This window comes from Burkholderia sp. Bp8986 (assembly GCF_003854225.1).
In the GTDB taxonomy this organism is placed as follows: domain Bacteria; phylum Pseudomonadota; class Gammaproteobacteria; order Burkholderiales; family Burkholderiaceae; genus Burkholderia.
In genome coordinates, this window is sequence record NZ_QTQM01000027.1 from 1 (window position 1) to 14,928 (window position 14,928).

The 14,928-nt window shown below is 63.0% G+C and carries 14 protein-coding genes and 1 pseudogene; 9 read left to right on the forward strand and 6 right to left on the reverse strand.

Annotated features, from left to right (window positions below; all coding sequences use genetic code 11):
* From DID99_RS22675 to DID99_RS22685, 3 genes and pseudogenes are all read left to right on the forward strand, one after another.
* Positions 1-171 (forward strand): annotated as a pseudogene (locus DID99_RS22675) (electron transfer flavoprotein subunit alpha/FixB family protein); the annotation flags it as partial.
* 26 nt (positions 172-197) lie between these two features.
* The gene (gene hppD, locus DID99_RS22680; protein WP_124646480.1) at positions 198-1,277 is read left to right on the forward strand and encodes a 4-hydroxyphenylpyruvate dioxygenase; all 1,080 of its coding nucleotides are present in this window, start codon (positions 198-200) and stop codon (positions 1,275-1,277) included.
* Positions 1,278-1,413: 136 nt separating this feature from the next.
* Positions 1,414-2,403 (forward strand): dienelactone hydrolase family protein, encoded by a 990-nt coding sequence (locus tag DID99_RS22685; RefSeq protein WP_124646479.1) that lies wholly within the window; start codon positions 1,414-1,416, stop codon positions 2,401-2,403.
* 180 nt (positions 2,404-2,583) lie between these two features.
* Here the strand turns inward: DID99_RS22685 and DID99_RS22690 are convergent, their stop codons facing one another.
* The gene (locus tag DID99_RS22690; protein WP_124522674.1) at positions 2,584-3,477 is read right to left on the reverse strand and encodes a LysR family transcriptional regulator; all 894 of its coding nucleotides are present in this window, start codon (positions 3,475-3,477) and stop codon (positions 2,584-2,586) included.
* A gap of 108 nt (positions 3,478-3,585) precedes the next feature.
* Here DID99_RS22690 and DID99_RS22695 point away from each other — a divergent pair, with 108 nt between their 5' ends.
* Positions 3,586-4,629 carry an MBL fold metallo-hydrolase gene (locus tag DID99_RS22695; protein WP_260426290.1) on the forward strand — a complete coding sequence of 348 codons (1,044 nt, stop codon included), beginning with the start codon at positions 3,586-3,588 and terminating at the stop codon, positions 4,627-4,629.
* A 126-nt stretch (positions 4,630-4,755) separates the two neighbouring features.
* On the opposite strand, the gene DID99_RS22700 is transcribed toward DID99_RS22695, so the two are convergent.
* Positions 4,756-5,802 carry a GlxA family transcriptional regulator gene (locus DID99_RS22700; RefSeq protein ID WP_124522673.1) on the reverse strand — a complete coding sequence of 349 codons (1,047 nt, stop codon included), beginning with the start codon at positions 5,800-5,802 and terminating at the stop codon, positions 4,756-4,758.
* 121 nt (positions 5,803-5,923) lie between these two features.
* On the opposite strand from DID99_RS22700, the gene DID99_RS22705 reads away from it, so the two are divergent.
* The 4 genes from DID99_RS22705 (at position 5,924) to tsaD (ending at position 9,249) form a co-directional block, all read left to right on the forward strand.
* On the forward strand, positions 5,924-6,754 hold the full coding sequence (locus DID99_RS22705; protein WP_124522671.1) for an alpha/beta fold hydrolase: 831 nt from the start codon (positions 5,924-5,926) through the stop codon (positions 6,752-6,754).
* A 51-nt stretch (positions 6,755-6,805) separates the two neighbouring features.
* Positions 6,806-7,450 (forward strand): FMN-dependent NADH-azoreductase, encoded by a 645-nt coding sequence (locus DID99_RS22710; protein ID WP_124667571.1) that lies wholly within the window; start codon positions 6,806-6,808, stop codon positions 7,448-7,450.
* A gap of 12 nt (positions 7,451-7,462) precedes the next feature.
* Positions 7,463-7,771 carry a YciI family protein gene (locus tag DID99_RS22715; RefSeq protein ID WP_124522667.1) on the forward strand — a complete coding sequence of 103 codons (309 nt, stop codon included), beginning with the start codon at positions 7,463-7,465 and terminating at the stop codon, positions 7,769-7,771.
* Between the two features lie 437 nt (positions 7,772-8,208).
* Complete coding sequence (tsaD, locus tag DID99_RS22720; protein WP_124646477.1) at positions 8,209-9,249, forward strand: tRNA (adenosine(37)-N6)-threonylcarbamoyltransferase complex transferase subunit TsaD; 1,041 nt, start codon at positions 8,209-8,211, stop codon at positions 9,247-9,249.
* A 134-nt stretch (positions 9,250-9,383) separates the two neighbouring features.
* On the opposite strand, the gene folE2 is transcribed toward tsaD, so the two are convergent.
* The 4 genes from folE2 to DID99_RS22740 form a co-directional block, all read right to left on the reverse strand.
* Positions 9,384-10,193, reverse strand: coding sequence for a GTP cyclohydrolase FolE2 (folE2, locus tag DID99_RS22725; RefSeq protein ID WP_124486428.1), 810 nt, complete (start codon positions 10,191-10,193; stop codon positions 9,384-9,386).
* A 154-nt stretch (positions 10,194-10,347) separates the two neighbouring features.
* Entirely contained in the window at positions 10,348-12,252 is a 1,905-nt protein-coding gene (dxs, locus tag DID99_RS22730; RefSeq protein WP_044845272.1) for a 1-deoxy-D-xylulose-5-phosphate synthase, read from the reverse strand.
* A gap of 80 nt (positions 12,253-12,332) precedes the next feature.
* The gene (locus tag DID99_RS22735) at positions 12,333-13,217 is read right to left on the reverse strand and encodes a polyprenyl synthetase family protein (protein ID WP_044845271.1); all 885 of its coding nucleotides are present in this window, start codon (positions 13,215-13,217) and stop codon (positions 12,333-12,335) included.
* Positions 13,214-13,507 (reverse strand): exodeoxyribonuclease VII small subunit, encoded by a 294-nt coding sequence (locus DID99_RS22740; RefSeq protein WP_044845270.1) that lies wholly within the window; start codon positions 13,505-13,507, stop codon positions 13,214-13,216. The genes DID99_RS22735 and DID99_RS22740 overlap by 4 nt, the downstream gene beginning before the upstream one ends.
* A 270-nt stretch (positions 13,508-13,777) precedes the next feature.
* Here DID99_RS22740 and DID99_RS22745 point away from each other — a divergent pair, with 270 nt between their 5' ends.
* Positions 13,778-14,884 (forward strand): aromatic ring-hydroxylating dioxygenase subunit alpha, encoded by a 1,107-nt coding sequence (locus tag DID99_RS22745; protein WP_044845269.1) that lies wholly within the window; start codon positions 13,778-13,780, stop codon positions 14,882-14,884.
* The last annotated feature ends 44 nt before the right edge of the window (positions 14,885-14,928 follow it).

Here is a 14,928-nt window from a genome sequence, read left to right on the forward strand (position 1 = left end):
ATCTCGGGTGCGATCCAGCATCTGGCCGGCATGAAGGATTCGAAGGTGATCGTCGCGATCAACAAGGATCCGGAAGCGCCGATCTTCAGCGTGGCCGACTACGGCCTCGTCGGCGATCTGTTCTCTCTGGTGCCGGAGCTCGTCGGCGAACTCTGCAGTAATGCGGCCTGACCCTGTACATTTCGCGGAGAAGCACAATGACTGATCTTTTTGAGAACCCAATGGGGCTGACGGGATTCGAATTCGTCGAATTCGCGTCCCCTATTCCCGGCATCCTCGAAACCGTGTTCGAAAAACTCGGTTTCACGCTGGTTGCGCACCATCGTTCGAAAGACGTGTTGCTGTACCGACAAGGCGATATCAATTTCATCGTCAACCGTCAGCCACAAAGCCAGGCTGCGTACTTCGCTGCTGAGCACGGTCCGAGCGCCTGCGGAATGGCGTTCCGCGTCCGCGATGCCCACCATGCCTACGATCGCGCCCTTGCAATGGGCGCCCAGCCCGTCGACATTCCGACTGGGCCGATGGAACTGCGGCTCCCCGCGATTCGCGGCATCGGCGGCGCACCGATCTACCTGATCGACCGGTTCGAAGATGGCCAGTCCATCTACGACATCGACTTTTCGTTCATCGAAGGCGTTGACCGACATCCGGTCGGGCACGGTTTGACGCGCATCGATCATCTGACGCACAACGTCTACCGCGGCCGAATGGCGCACTGGGCCGGATTCTACGAGAAGCTCTTCAACTTCCGCGAGATTCGCTACTTCGATATACAGGGCGAGTACACGGGCCTCGCTTCGCGGGCGATGACAGCGCCTGACGGCAAAATTCGCATCCCGCTCAACGAGGAATCGTCGCGCGGCAGCGGACAGATCGAGGAATTCTTGATGCAGTTCAACGGCGAAGGAATACAGCATATCGCCCTCGCTACGGATAACCTCGTGGACACGATCGACCGGTTACAGTTCGCCGGTGTGCCGTTGATGACCGCGCCCAACGATTTCTACTACGACGCGCTGGAAGCGCGATTGCCGGGGCATGGCCAGCCGGTCGACCAACTGAAAACGCGCGGCATCCTGCTGGACGGCAGCACGGCAGATGAAAAGCCACGCCTGTTGCTGCAGATCTTCTCTCAAACGCTGCTCGGGCCCGTCTTTTTCGAGTTCATTCAGCGACAAGGCGACGACGGTTTCGGCGAAGGCAACTTCAAGGCTTTGTTCCAGTCACTCGAACGCGATCAAATCGCGCGGGGCACGCTGCAAACCGGACATTGACGACATCGAGCGCGGGCGGCGCCGAGCGTTTGTGTCGGGCTGCCCGGCCGGCGATACGCGACCGCCACGGAGTAATCAAAAGAATCGGGCGCTTGAGGCAGCGCAGCCGTCAGCCCGTCATCCTGGAGACGCATCAATGAAGCTCATCAAAGCGCTGCTCGTCGCCGCACTATGGATTGCCGCGCAGTGTGCACACGCGCGAAGCAGTTCCGACATGGCCGCCCACGTCGAGGTCCACCAGATTTCCTCACTCACCCTCACCGACAGTCAGATGCTGACCGGCAACAAGAATGGAAAGGCCGTGACGGTAGCCGGCATCCTGCGCCTCGCGAAGCACACGGGAAGGCAGCCGGTAGTAGTGCTGATTCATGGTTCGAGCGGAATGGGCGCGAACATCGAAATGTGGGAGCGCACGTTCAACGAGAACGGTATCGGGACGTTCGCAATCGATGGATTCACCGGCCGCGGGATCAGGGCCACCAGCCAGGATCAGTCGCAGCTTGGTCGGCTGAACCTCGTTCTCGACGCATATCGGGCGCTGGACCTGCTCTCGCACGATTCCCGCGTCGATCCGGACAAGATCATGCTGATGGGATTTTCGAGAGGTGGACAGGCAACGCTCTACGCCGCCATGACGCGACTCAATCGCCTGTGGAATACGTCTGGTGTTCGCTTTCGTGCCTATATGCCCTTCTATCCCGACTGCATGACCCGTTATCGCGACGACACCGACGTCAACGGGCCAATCCGCGAATTCCATGGGGCAGACGACGATTACGACCCTGCGCCGGCCTGTGCCGCATACTTCGAGCGGCTGCAACAGGCCGGCAAAGACGCCACCATGACGGTTTTTCCGCACGCATCGCATGCGTTCGACATGCCGTACGCGATGCCCACTGTCGTCGTAAAGGGCGCGCAAACGGTACGGGCGTGCCGTATCGTCGAAAACGAAAGCGGCGAACTGATGAACGAGGCCACCGGTTCACCCTTTTCCTTTCACGACGATTGCGTTCAGACCGACCCCCACGTTGGAGGCAATGCGCAGGCGCGCGACGCGGCAATCGTCGACGTGATGGCGTATCTCAAGACAGTGCTGGGTAGCGGCGGCGACGCGCCGGGCAACTAGCCCGTCGTCGCGGCAATCAGGCTCGCCGCGGCGTCAATGGCGGCCACCTCGCATGCTTTGGGGGCGTCAGGCTTCTTACGTTCCGCCAGTTTGACAACTGGTCTGTCGGGCAAACGAATTTGTCATTCTGGCAAGCACGGAATTCACAACGCGCGGAAGACTGCCGGCCACTGAAGAATGTCAGTGCTGAGTGCGCAGTCGGTCAACCAGCAAGCGGAACGCTGCAGAATTGTTCTTTCTGGTTGGGTAATAGAGATGGTAGCCGGAAAAGGGTGAACACCAATCCTCGAGAAGACGGACGAGACGACCATCGCGAATCATCGGGGCAGCATGGTCTTCGACGAGGCAGGCAACACCCTGCCCGTCCACCGCAGCCGCCAGGATCATGTCCGGGTCATCGAAAGTCAAAGGTCCTTCAACGCGCACTTTCATTTCCTGTCGGCCTTTTTTGAATTGCCAGGCATAAAGCGCCCCTGAGCCGGGCAGGCGAAAATTGATGCAGGCGTGCTGGGCCAACTGATGGGGATGGGTAGGTATGCCGCGTTGGGCAACGTAGCCGGGCGTGGCCACGATCGCCAGGCGGAGGTCAGGTCCGATTTTTACCGCAACCATGTTTGGCGCCACCAGTTCCCCAAGCCTGATACCGGCATCGAATCGATCGTCCGCGAGGTCTCGGAAAGCCGCGTCAATGTTCACCTCGACTTGTATGTCCGGGTAGTCTCTGACGAATTTCTGCAGCACAGGCCATAACACGCTAACCGCGGCATGCCGCGGAGTAGTGATGCGGAGAGTGCCCCGGGGGCTTTCCCGTAGAGAGCCGACAGTACCAAGTGTCAGGTCAATGGCTTCGAAAGCCGGCTTCAGTCCCTGCAAGAAGGTTTCGCCTGCCGGAGTCAACGCGACGCTCCGTGTCGTGCGCGTCAGAAGACGAACACCGAGCCGCGTTTCAAGCCGCCGCAAAGTGTGGCTTAGAGCGGACTGCGACGTCAGCAGGCGCGCTGCGGCGCGCGTGAAACTCCTTTCCTCTGCAACAGCGACGAAGGCATTCAGGTCGATTAGGTCATCTCGGTTCATGTGTTTCCCGCCCCGGTTTCATGATTTGCCAATATAACTGTTTTACTTATTTATATCTGCAATTCAATGGTGTAAACCCGCAAAATGAGGGTGTTCAAGACATAACAGATGACGAGCGATATTCCCCGCACATCGTCTGGTCTCCAAACCACCACGGACGTAACAGCCATGACAAATCATTCGCGTCGAACTTTCCTCGCAGGAACCGCAGCAGCCGCAGTCGCGACGCTGGCGCCGGGGAAATACGCAACGGCTCGCGAGGCTTCGTCGCCGGCCATGACCGCACCCATACCCGGAGTATTCCAGCGGACTGTCGGGAAGATCGAGATGCTCTCCGTCTCCGATGGCGCCAACAGCTTTCCGCGTCGAGAAAACTTCGTCTCGAATGTTCCGCCAGCGGACGTCGTCCGCGCACTGCAGGCGGCTCGTTTGCCGACAGACACCATTACGCTAACGTTCACCCCCGTCGTCCTCAAGACTAATGGGCGCGTGATCGTAATTGATACCGGGCTCGGGGAAGCGGCCTTCAGACAGAGCAACGGCGTCGGCGGACAGTTCCATACCAACCTTGAAGCGGCCGGCTACGATGCGGCCGCAGTCGACAGGGTATTGATCTCGCATTTCCATGCCGATCACATTGGTGGACTGGTGACAGCAGATGGCCGCGCGGCATTTCCGAATTCCGAAATCTGGGTACCTGCTGCCGAATACGCGTTTTGGCTGAACGACGCAAACATGGCTCGAGCGGAATCGGAAGCCACAATGGCGAATTTCCAGCGTGCACGCCGCATATTCGGAATTCTCGGCGACTCAGTCAGAACATTCGAGCCGGACACAGAGGTTGCACCGGGCGTCACGTCCATGGCCACACACGGTCACACGCCGGGACATACGTCCTTCGTCGTCGAATCTGGCGCCGATAAGGTGGTCATTCAAGGCGACGTGACCACACATCCAGCGCTATTCATCCGCCATCCGCACTGGCACGGAGCCACGGACATGGATCCTGAGATGGCACAGCAAGCACGAATCAAACTGTATGACCGGGCCGTAGCGGAAGGGATGCTCATTCAAGGATTCCACTTTCCATTTCCGGCTTTGGGCCACTTGGCGCGAGAACAGGACGGCTATCGATTGATTCCTATTGGCTAAGGTGCGCGCACGCGCGCGACGCAGCGGTCGCCGACGTAATGGCTTACTTGAGGACAGGGATGCGCAACGTCAGCGAGGTTCCAGTCGAATAGCGCCGCCATCGTTGCAGACACGACAGCCACGGCGTCAATCGCCGCTGGCCTCGAGTGCGTGGGGACTGGGTAGACGCCTGACGTTCCGCCCATCTGACCAGCGCCTGTAGTCGGCTGGCGTCATGCCGGTGAGTTGGCTGAAGGCACGCCGAAACGACGTTTCCTCACTGTAGCCGCATTGCAGTGCTACCTGCTTAATGCTTGCTCCAGGCCGCTCGAGCAACACGCAAGCCATTTCGATCCGCACGCGGGTAATGAACCCTTTGGGTGACTCGTCGGTCAAGCGCTTCAGCCGCCGGTGCAGTGTCCGTTCACTGAGACTCAGCGCGCTCGCCAGCGCTTCAGCGGTCAATCCAGGGCTGGCATGGCGAACGATCTGCTCTGCTTGCAGAAGCAGCGGGTCGGTGGCGTTGACGAACCCACGTGGCGCATAAACCAGTTGCGGCAGCGGCAAGCTGTCGGCCACGGAGATATCTGCGGCGAGACGGGCCACATCGGGCCCTGCCTCGCGCCTGATCACGTGCAAGGCCAGATCCACCCAGGACAGCGGACCGCCTGTCGTCACGATCCGATCCTGCTCTTCCACTGCCGTGCCCCACACCGCGCGTGCCTTGGGAAACCGCTGCCTGAACGCATGGTGGAGCCACCACGTGGTCGTACAGCGCCTGCCGTTCAGCAAGCCGGCCTCTCCGAGCACGAAGGTACCTGCACACGCAGCGCCCACCAGCGCACCGGCCTGATGACGCTCTTGCAGCCACGTTGCCGCGTGGCCGATCGATGCGGATACAGGGGGTAGCCGGTCCGGCCCCAGTGCCATACCGGTGACAAGCGCCACGTCGCATTGCGTTAATTCCCGAAACGAGGCATCGATCGGAATCAGCCGGCCCTGCGGATCGCGCAGGCCCTTCCCATCCGCGCTTGCGATGACGGTCTCGAAGGTTGGGAGGGCTCGGCCGGGCAGGTCATATGACGCTTCGGCAGGCGGTGCGCGTAACGCCTGCTCCGTCATCCAGAACAGATCGGCAAGGCCGCTAATGGCGGAGAGCAGGCTGCCTTCGACTGCAACGATTCCTATGCGCACGGCGCGCTCCGTGTCTCAGGGGGGGTGGCGAATTTTGCATGAATGTTGGCGAGTTTGCCACCTGCAACGGTTCACTGAAGCCGGATAAATTTGGCACGTCCCCTCAACGATTCGCTTTCACATGAAATTCCCATTCCTTCACGACTGTCCGGTCTCGCTCTTTCAGAGACGCGCGCGCCGTCGGTCCGCATGGTTCAGCCGACTGGTTGCTGCCGTAGCCTTCACGGCGACGCTGACGACGGCTCATGCGGCAGCGACTGCGGCGCCGGCTGTGCGCAACATTGTCCTCGTGCATGGCGCCTTTGCGGACGGATCAAGTTGGAGCCACGTGATCGTCAGGCTACAGCGCATGGGTTACCGCGTCACTGCTGTGCAAAACCCTCTCACTTCGCTCGCAGACGACGTTGCCGCCACCGAAAGCGTCCTGCATCGGCAAACCGGCGACGTACTGCTGGTGGGCCACTCCTGGGCCGGCGCGGTCGTCACGCAGGCCGGCAACGCTGCCAATGTGAAAGGCCTGGTCTATCTGTCCGCGCTGGTACCGGACGACGGCGAGTCCGTCGCCGACCTTCTGCAACGCCTCCACGCGCCGATGACCGGCCTCGCACCGGACGCCCACGGGCTGATCTGGCTCGACGATGCGCGAGCGTTTCAGCACGTCATGGCGGCGGACATTCCGCTCGAACAGGCTCGCGTCCTGGCATCGGTTCAACAGCCTGTCGCGGCGGCCTGCTTCACCGGGAAGATCCAGCACGCGGCCTGGCACGACAAGCCTGTCTGGTATCTGCGAACCACCAACGACAATGCGCTGAAGCCCGCCGTGCAGCAAGCCATTGCGCAGCACATCGGGGCAACGGTCAGGTCGATTCGCTCCAGCCACATGTCGATGCTATCTCACCCGGACGAGGTCGCGAGGCTGATCGATCTGGCCGCCCGGAAGGCATCGCAATGAATTCCAGCGCGTTTCGACGCGCTTCACTCCTCCCCTGACAGGCAGGCTTCAATGAATATCCTTCATCTCGATTCGAGCATGCTCGGCAACAGTTCCATCACGCGAGAGCTGTCCGCGGCCGTGGCAGCTGTTCTCCGGGCGCAGCATCCATCGGCGCATGTGACGTATCGTGATCTCGTCCGTGACGAAATCCGGCATCTCAGCGGCCCAATCGCAGCAGGATTTCGCCAGATCGACGTCGGTGCTCTCGACGACGCCACCGCGCACGAACATGAGCTGTCCGAAGCACTCGTCAAGGAGTTTCTAGCGAGCGACGTCATTGTCGTCGGTGCGCCGATGTACAACTTTTCGGTATCGAGTCAGTTGAAAGCATGGCTTGATCGTGTGGCCCAGGCCGGGCGCACGTTCCGGTATACCGAAAACGGCCCGGTCGGCCTGGCGGGCGGCAAGCAGGTGATCGTAGCCTCGGCGCGCGGTGGGTTTTACGTGGAAGCGCCGCTCGCACACATGGATTTCCAGGAAAGCTACCTGCAGGCGTTCTTCGGTTTCCTGGGCATCACCGACGTCCGGTTCGTACGAGCAGAGGGGGCGTCGAAAGGTCAAGCTGTCCGGGACGAGGGCATCGCACTCGCCATGGCGTCCCTGACCGAGGTACTCGTCAACTTGCGCACGTCCGGTGAGCAAACCATCCAGTAACAGGGGTCGCTTATGCTGTTCGCCATCAAGCTCGGCTACGTCCGTCCCATCGAAGAAATCCAGGCGCATCTCGATGCCCACAAGGCATGGCTCGTCAGATACGCACAGGCGGGAAATATCCTTGCCGCGGGCCCGCTGCATGAAGAAAACGGCGGATTCGTGCTCGCGTATGCGGGCCAACCACGGGATATCGAGAAAATGATTGCCGAAGACCCATTCCATATTCACGGGCTGGCCACGTTCGATGCTCACTGCTGCGAACCTGCCATATGTGCGGCGGGTTTTCCTGCAAACTGGGCAGCAGGCGCCTGGTCGATATGATTGGCTCCGTTTTCGGCGCGTGTTCGCGCAGGCATCCAGATCAGCGCCGTAGGATCATATCCTGACGCTGACCAACGCATCGCCACAGCGCCATCTGCCAGATCATGCGCACGGGCCATGCCGACCTCGCCGCATCTAGGCTGTCAGGGCATCTCGATCCACCTAAGCGCTGATCAAACTAACCAGTCTGTGGAGCCTGCCAGGACCAAAACAGTATCGATGACTCAGATTCATGAACCGGCGTACCCGAGACTCCCTGACGGGCTGGAAGGGGCAGAACTGGAACAGTCTACACGCCCAGCGCGGCAGAGATTCGGCTCGTCTTCAGCTAGCGCGCCCGGGCCGCACCCGGCGGCGGCCGGCCATCGCCTGCTATAATTTGCGGTTACGTTTACCTTCCTGCGGCGCGCTCGATGCAGCGCGCCCCGCCCTGACCCATGCTCGTTCTCGGCATCGAAAGCTCCTGCGACGAAACCGGCCTCGCGCTCTACGACACGCAGCGCGGCCTGCTCGCGCATGCGCTCCATTCGCAGATCGCGATGCACCGCGAATACGGCGGCGTCGTGCCCGAGCTCGCGTCGCGCGACCACATCCGCCGCGCGCTGCCGCTGCTCGAGGAAGTCATGGCGCAAAGCGGCACGCGCCGCGACGACATCGACGCGATCGCATTCACGCAAGGCCCCGGCCTCGCCGGCGCGCTGCTGGTCGGCGCGAGCATCGCGAACGCGCTCGCGCTCGCATGGAACAAGCCGACCGTCGGCATCCATCACCTCGAAGGCCACCTGCTGTCGCCGCTGCTCGTCGACGAACCGCCGCCGTTCCCGTTCATTGCGCTGCTGGTGTCGGGCGGCCACACGCAACTGATGCGCGTGACCGACGTCGGCGTGTACGAGACGCTCGGCGAGACGCTCGACGACGCGGCCGGCGAAGCGTTCGACAAGACGGCGAAGCTGATCGGCCTCGGCTATCCGGGCGGCCCGGAAGTGTCGAAGCTCGCGGAAACGGGTACGCCGGGCGCGGTCGTGCTGCCGCGCCCGATGCTGCATTCGGGCGATCTCGACTTCAGCTTCAGCGGCCTGAAGACGGCCGTGCTCACGCAGATGAAGAAGTTCGAAGCGGCGAAGCTGGAGGGCGTTGCGCTCGAGCGCGCGAAGGCCGATCTCGCGCGCGGCTTCGTCGACGCAGCCGTCGACGTGCTCGTCGCGAAATCGCTCGCCGCGCTCAAGAAGACGAAGCTCAAGCGTCTCGTGGTCGCGGGCGGCGTCGGTGCGAACCGCCAGTTGCGCGCGGCGCTGTCGGACGCCGCGGCCAAGCGCGGCTTCGACGTGCACTACCCCGATCTCGCGCTCTGCACCGACAACGGCGCAATGATCGCGCTTGCCGGCGCATTGCGGCTCGGCCGCTGGCCCGAGCAGGCGAATGCGGACTACGCGTTCACGGTGAAGCCACGCTGGGATCTCGCGTCGCTCGCACGCTGAGTCGCGCGGCGCGGCGCAACGTCGCTCGCACCTGCACGCGCCGGACGGAAAACAAGAAGGCCGCTCGATTCGAGCGGCCTTTTTCATTGCAGCGGCAAGTCGACGCAGCGCCGCAGCGCCGCAGTGCCCCGACGTTACGCAGCGTGTCGCTTGTCGCGCTCGATCAGCGCATACGCGCTGTGATTGTGGATCGATTCGAAGTTCTCGGCTTCGAGCACGTAGGCGATCACGCGCTCGTCCGCGTCGAGACGCTGCGCGACGTCGCGCACCAGATCCTCGACGAACTTCGGGTTTTCGTATGCGCGCTCCGTCACGAACTTCTCGTCCGGACGCTTCAGCAAGCCCCACAGCTCGCACGACGCCTCTTCTTCCGCGATGCGGATCAGCGCCTCGACCGGCAGGTCGGCTGCGAGTTCGGCATCGATCGTCACGTGCGAGCGCTGGTTGTGCGCGCCGTACTGCGAAATCTTCTTCGAACACGGGCACAGGCTCGTCACCGGCACGAGCACCTTCAGGAACAGGCGCGTTTCGCCGTTGCGGCATTCGCCCGCGAGCGTCACTTCGTAGTCGAGCAGGCTCTGCACGCCCGACACCGGCGCCGTCTTGTTCACGAAGTACGGGAACGTGACCTCGATGCGGCCGGCCTCGGCTTCCAGCTTCTCCAGCATCGACGCGAGCATCGCGCGGAAGCGCTCGACCGTCAGCGGCGCACGGTTCTCTTCGAGCAGCGCGACGAAGCGCGACATGTGCGTGCCCTTCTGATCGGCAGGCAGGCGCACGTCGAGATTCCAGACGCCGACGCTCGGCTGCACGTCGCCGCTCTCGGTACACACCGTCAACGGATGCCGGACCGCCTTCACGCCCACGCGCTGAATCGGAATCTGGCGGGTATCCACCGTGCTCTGCACGTCGGGCATCACGAAGGCGGGATTCATCTGGTTCATCTTGTTCAATCCTTGTAAGCCGCGCGTTCGACGACGCGCACGCCGCGTCACGCGGCAGCCGGAAAAGCAACATGGGCCCGCAGGCCCATGTTTTCCGCATCAATGTAGACCGGTTGCGCCAGTCGCACCGACGCCGCCCGCAGGCGGCGCCAGCTTATGCGACGCGCTTCGCCTGATCGGCGACATCGGCCGCCGGGCTCAGGAAGCGTTCGCGAATCGATTTCGCGATGCCCGCGCCGTCGAGGCCGCATTGCGACAGCAGCTTCGCGGGATCACCGTGATCGATGAACTGGTCAGGGAGGCCCAATTGTATTACGGGTCGGATAACCCCACTCTCCATCAGGGCTTCGACGCAGGCCGAGCCCGCACCGCCCATCACGCAGCCTTCCTCGACCGTGACGAGGTAGTCGTGCGTCTCGGCGAGTTCACGCACGAGCGCCGCATCGACCGGCTTCACGAAACGCATGTTCGCGACCGTGGCGTCGAGCTCCTCGCCCGCCGCGAGCGACGGCGCGACCATCGTGCCGAACGCGAGGATCGCGACGCGCTTGCCTTCCGGCTGCGACGTACGGCGACGCACTTCACCCTTGCCGAGCGGAATCTCGGTGAATTCCTTGACCGTCGGCACGCCGGTGCCCGCGCCGCGCGGATAGCGCACCGCGGTCGGGTTCGGCTGCTGCAGCGCCGTGTGCAGCATCTGGCGGCACTCGTCCTCGTCGGACGCGGCCATGATCGTCATGTTCGGGATGCAGCGCATGAACGCGAGATCGTATGCGCCCGCGTGCGTCGCGCCGTCGGCGCCGACGAGGCCCGCGCGGTCGATCGCGAACACGACCGGCAGGTTCTGCAGCGCGACGTCGTGGATCAGCTGGTCGTACGCACGCTGCAGGAACGTCGAGTAGATCGCGACGACGGGCTTCAGCCCTTCGGTCGCGAGACCGCCCGCGAACGTCACCGCGTGCTGCTCGGCGATGCCGACGTCGTAGTAGCGATCCTTGAAACGCTTCTCGAACTCGACCATGCCCGAGCCTTCGCGCATCGCGGGCGTGATGCCGACGACGCGCGTATCGCGCTCGGCTTCATCGCACAGCCATTCGCCGAATACTTGCGTATAAGTCTTTTTCGCGGGCGTGGCCGACGGCTTGATGCCTTCCGCCGGGTTGAACTTGCCGGGGCCGTGATAGAGCACGGGATCCGCTTCGGCGAGCTTGTAGCCCTGGCCTTTCTTCGTCACCACGTGCAGGAATTGCGGGCCGCGCAGTTCGCGGATGTTCTGCAGCGTCGGGATCAGCGAATCGAGATCGTGACCGTCGATCGGGCCGATGTAGTTGAAGCCGAACTCCTCGAACAGCGTGGCCGGCACGACCATGCCCTTCGCGTGCTCCTCGAGCTTGCGCGCGAGTTCGAGCACCGGCGGCGCCACGCTCAGCACGCGCTCGACGCCCGCACGCGCGGCCGCGTAGAAGCGGCCCGACATCAGGCGCGCGAGATGGCGGTTCAGCGCGCCGACCGGCGGCGAAATCGACATGTCGTTGTCGTTGAGGATCACGAGCAGCTTCGCATCCTCCGACACGCCCGCGTTGTTCATCGCCTCGAACGCCATGCCGGCCGTCATTGCGCCGTCGCCGATCACCGCGATCGAGAAGCGGTCGTCGCCGTTCAGCTGGCTGCCGATCGCCATCCCGAGCGCCGCCGAGATCGACGTGCTCGAGTGCGCGGTGCCGAACGTGTCGTATTCCGACTCGCTGCGGCGCGGGAAACCCGAGATGCCGTCGTACTGGCGCAGCGAATGCATCTGGTCGCGGCGGCCCGTCAGGATCTTGTGCGGGTAGGTCTGGTGACCCACGTCCCAGACGATCCGGTCGTTCGGCGTGTTGAACACGTAGTGCAACGCGATCGTCAGCTCGACCGTCCCGAGGTTGGACGACAGATGGCCGCCCGTCTTCGACACGCTGTCGAGCACGAACGCGCGCAGTTCATCCGCGAGCGGTTGGAGTTGGCGACGATCGAGGCGGCGCAGATCCGCCGGGTCGTCGATGGTTTTCAGCAAGTCGTACATCGTCGTTCCATTGTAGGAAATCAAACGCGCCCGCATTCTATTGCACGCACCGTAGCGTGTGCGCAGCGGCGGGCTTCGCGTCAGCTGACCCGGTTCACCACCAGGTCGGCAAGTTCGGCGAGACGCTGTGCGCGTGCGCCGAACGGTTTCAGCGCATCATGCGCTTCGGCGCGCAGCTGGGCTGCGAGCTCACGCGACGCGTCGAGGCCGAGGATCGATACGTAGGTCGGCTTGTCGTTCGCCGCATCCTTGCCGGCCGTCTTGCCGAGCGTCGCCGAATCGGTCGTGACGTCGAGAATGTCGTCGACGACCTGGAAGGCCAGACCCACGGCCCCCGCGTAGACGTCGAGCGCGGCCATCGCCTCCGCCGACGGCGTGTCGCCCGCCAGCGCGCCCATCCGCACGGCCGCGCGCAACAGCGCGCCCGTCTTCATCCGGTGCATCGTCTCGAGCTGCTCGCGCGTCAGCTTGAGGCCGACGCTCGCCAGGTCGATCGCCTGCCCGCCGGCCATGCCGATCGAGCCGCTCGCCAGCGCCAGCTCGCGCACGAGCGCGGCCTGCTGCACCGGCGACAGCGCGGCGGCGTCGGTCAGCGCGACGAAAGCCTGCGACTGCAGCGCATCGCCGACCAGCAGCGCCGTCGGCTCGTCGTACTGCACGTGCACGGTCGGCTTGCCGCGTCGCAGCGCGTCGTCGTCCATGCACGGCATGTCGTCGTGCACGAGCGAGTAGACGTGGATCATCTCCAGCGCCGCCGCTGCCGCGTTGCGCGCCGCTTCGGTCGCGCCGGTCAGTTCGCCTGCTGCATGGCACAGCAGCGGGCGAACGCGTTTGCCGCCGCCGAGGACCGCGTAGCGCATCGCTTCGTGGAGTTGCGTGGGCACCACGTTGTCAGCCGGCAAATAGTGGCCGAGTGCGTCCTCGACACGGTCGAGCACGGACCGCATCCATTGTTCGAATGTCATAGATCGTCGTCTTCGCCGTCCGTGGCGGCCGTTCCGGACGAAAGCGGCTTCAGCGTCGCGCCGTCGAGCACGCGAACCTGCTGTTCCACTTTCTCGAGCTGCTGTTGGCAAAACGCAACGAGAGTCGCACCGCGGCGATACGCAGCGAGCGAATCCTCGAGGCTCAACGTGCCGCCTTCCATCCGGGCAACCAGCGTCTCGAGTTCCGCGAGCGCCGTTTCATAGTTGTCCGGCAACGGTTCGGTGCCATTGCCGGGCGGGGTGGCGCCTTGGGATGCGGTTTTCGCCATGGACGAGGGTGTCAAATTTCAAAACAAGTCGGACATTCTACGGCAAAAGAGAATTTTCCGACCTGCCGACTTGGCACCCGGGCACGCATTCGGGCCCCTTCTTCGACACACATTGTGCGCCACCCGATCGCCGCCGGACAAAAAATTGACACAAATCAGGCACTTAATCCTAGCCTTGCGAGGCGAACCGGGTATAATTCCGCGTTTCCCTAAATCGATTTTTCGATGGTTGGGTTGTTCACTGCTTTCACGCTAACACCGGGAGTGGGAATGTCCAATCTGAGCGATGCGCTTCAGTTGAAGTCGGCTCACAGCCAGCTTCCAGTCACTGCATACTTCGATGAGGCGCTGCTCGAGCGCGAGATCGAAACCCTCTTCAAGAAAGGACCTCGTTACGTCGGGCACGAGTTGATGGTGCCCGAGGCGGGGGATTATTTTGCGCTGCCGTCCGAGAAGGAAGGCCGCGTGCTGGTCCGCAACCCGGCGAACCAGATCGAACTGCTGTCGAACGTGTGCCGCCACCGGCAGGCGATCATGCTGAACGGGCGCGGCCACACGCAGAACATCGTGTGTCCGCTGCACCGCTGGACGTACGATCTGGAAGGCCAGCTGCTCGGCGCGCCGCACTTCCCCGACAAGCCGTGCCTGAACCTCGGCAAGAGCCCGCTGCAGAACTGGCAGGGGCTGCTGTTCGAGGCCGAAGGCCGCAACGTCGCGCGCGATCTCGCGAACCTCGGCACGAAGCATCACTTCGACTTCTCCGAGTATCACTTCGATCACGTCGAAGTGCACGAGTGCGATTACAACTGGAAGACGTTCATCGAGGTCTACCTCGAGGATTACCACGTCGTCCCGTTCCACCCGGGCCTCGGCAGCTTCGTGTCGTGCGACGATCTCAAATGGGAGTTCGGCGACTGGTACAGCGTGCAGACGGTCGGCGTGCACAACGCGCTCGCGAAACCGGGCAGCGCGACCTACAAGACTTGGCACGAGCAGGTGCTCAAGTTCCGCAACGGCGTGCCGCCGGAGTTCGGCGCGATCTGGATGGTCTACTACCCGGGCCTGATGATCGAGTGGTATCCGCACGTGCTCGTCGTGTCGTGGCTGATTCCGCGCGGCCCGCAGAAGACGACCAACATCGTCGAGTTCTACTACCCCGAGGAAATCGCGCTGTTCGAGCGCGAGTTCGTCGAGGCCGAGCGCGCCGCCTATATGGAAACGGCCATCGAGGACGACGAAATCGCGATGCGGATGGACGCAGGCCGCCGTGCACTGATGGCGCGCGGCGAATCGCAGGTCGGCCCGTACCAGAGCCCGATGGAAGACGGCATGCAGCACTTCCACGAGTTCCTGCGCCGCCATCTCGGCGATCTCTGACCTGCGCGCGGTGCTTGCGCGCCGCACGGCATTCGGCATATAAA

Bases quoted from the DNA above. Each gene is read 5' to 3' on its own strand.
- DID99_RS22735 (WP_044845271.1), bottom strand. From the start codon at position 13,217: ATGACATTCGAACAATGGATGCGGTCCGTGCTCGACCGTGTCGAGGAC.
- DID99_RS22705 (WP_124522671.1), top strand. From the start codon at position 5,924: ATGAAATTCCCATTCCTTCACGACTGTCCGGTCTCGCTCTTTCAGAGA.
- dxs (WP_044845272.1), bottom strand. From the start codon at position 12,252: ATGTACGACTTGCTGAAAACCATCGACGACCCGGCGGATCTGCGCCGC.
- DID99_RS22695 (WP_260426290.1), top strand. From the start codon at position 3,586: ATGACGAGCGATATTCCCCGCACATCGTCTGGTCTCCAAACCACCACG.
- folE2 (WP_124486428.1), bottom strand. From the start codon at position 10,193: ATGAACCAGATGAATCCCGCCTTCGTGATGCCCGACGTGCAGAGCACG.
- DID99_RS22715 (WP_124522667.1), top strand. From the start codon at position 7,463: ATGCTGTTCGCCATCAAGCTCGGCTACGTCCGTCCCATCGAAGAAATC.
- DID99_RS22685 (WP_124646479.1), top strand. From the start codon at position 1,414: ATGAAGCTCATCAAAGCGCTGCTCGTCGCCGCACTATGGATTGCCGCG.
- DID99_RS22740 (WP_044845270.1), bottom strand. From the start codon at position 13,507: ATGGCGAAAACCGCATCCCAAGGCGCCACCCCGCCCGGCAATGGCACC.
- hppD (WP_124646480.1), top strand. From the start codon at position 198: ATGACTGATCTTTTTGAGAACCCAATGGGGCTGACGGGATTCGAATTC.
- DID99_RS22690 (WP_124522674.1), bottom strand. From the start codon at position 3,477: ATGAACCGAGATGACCTAATCGACCTGAATGCCTTCGTCGCTGTTGCA.
- DID99_RS22745 (WP_044845269.1), top strand. From the start codon at position 13,778: ATGTCCAATCTGAGCGATGCGCTTCAGTTGAAGTCGGCTCACAGCCAG.
- DID99_RS22710 (WP_124667571.1), top strand. From the start codon at position 6,806: ATGAATATCCTTCATCTCGATTCGAGCATGCTCGGCAACAGTTCCATC.
- tsaD (WP_124646477.1), top strand. From the start codon at position 8,209: ATGCTCGTTCTCGGCATCGAAAGCTCCTGCGACGAAACCGGCCTCGCG.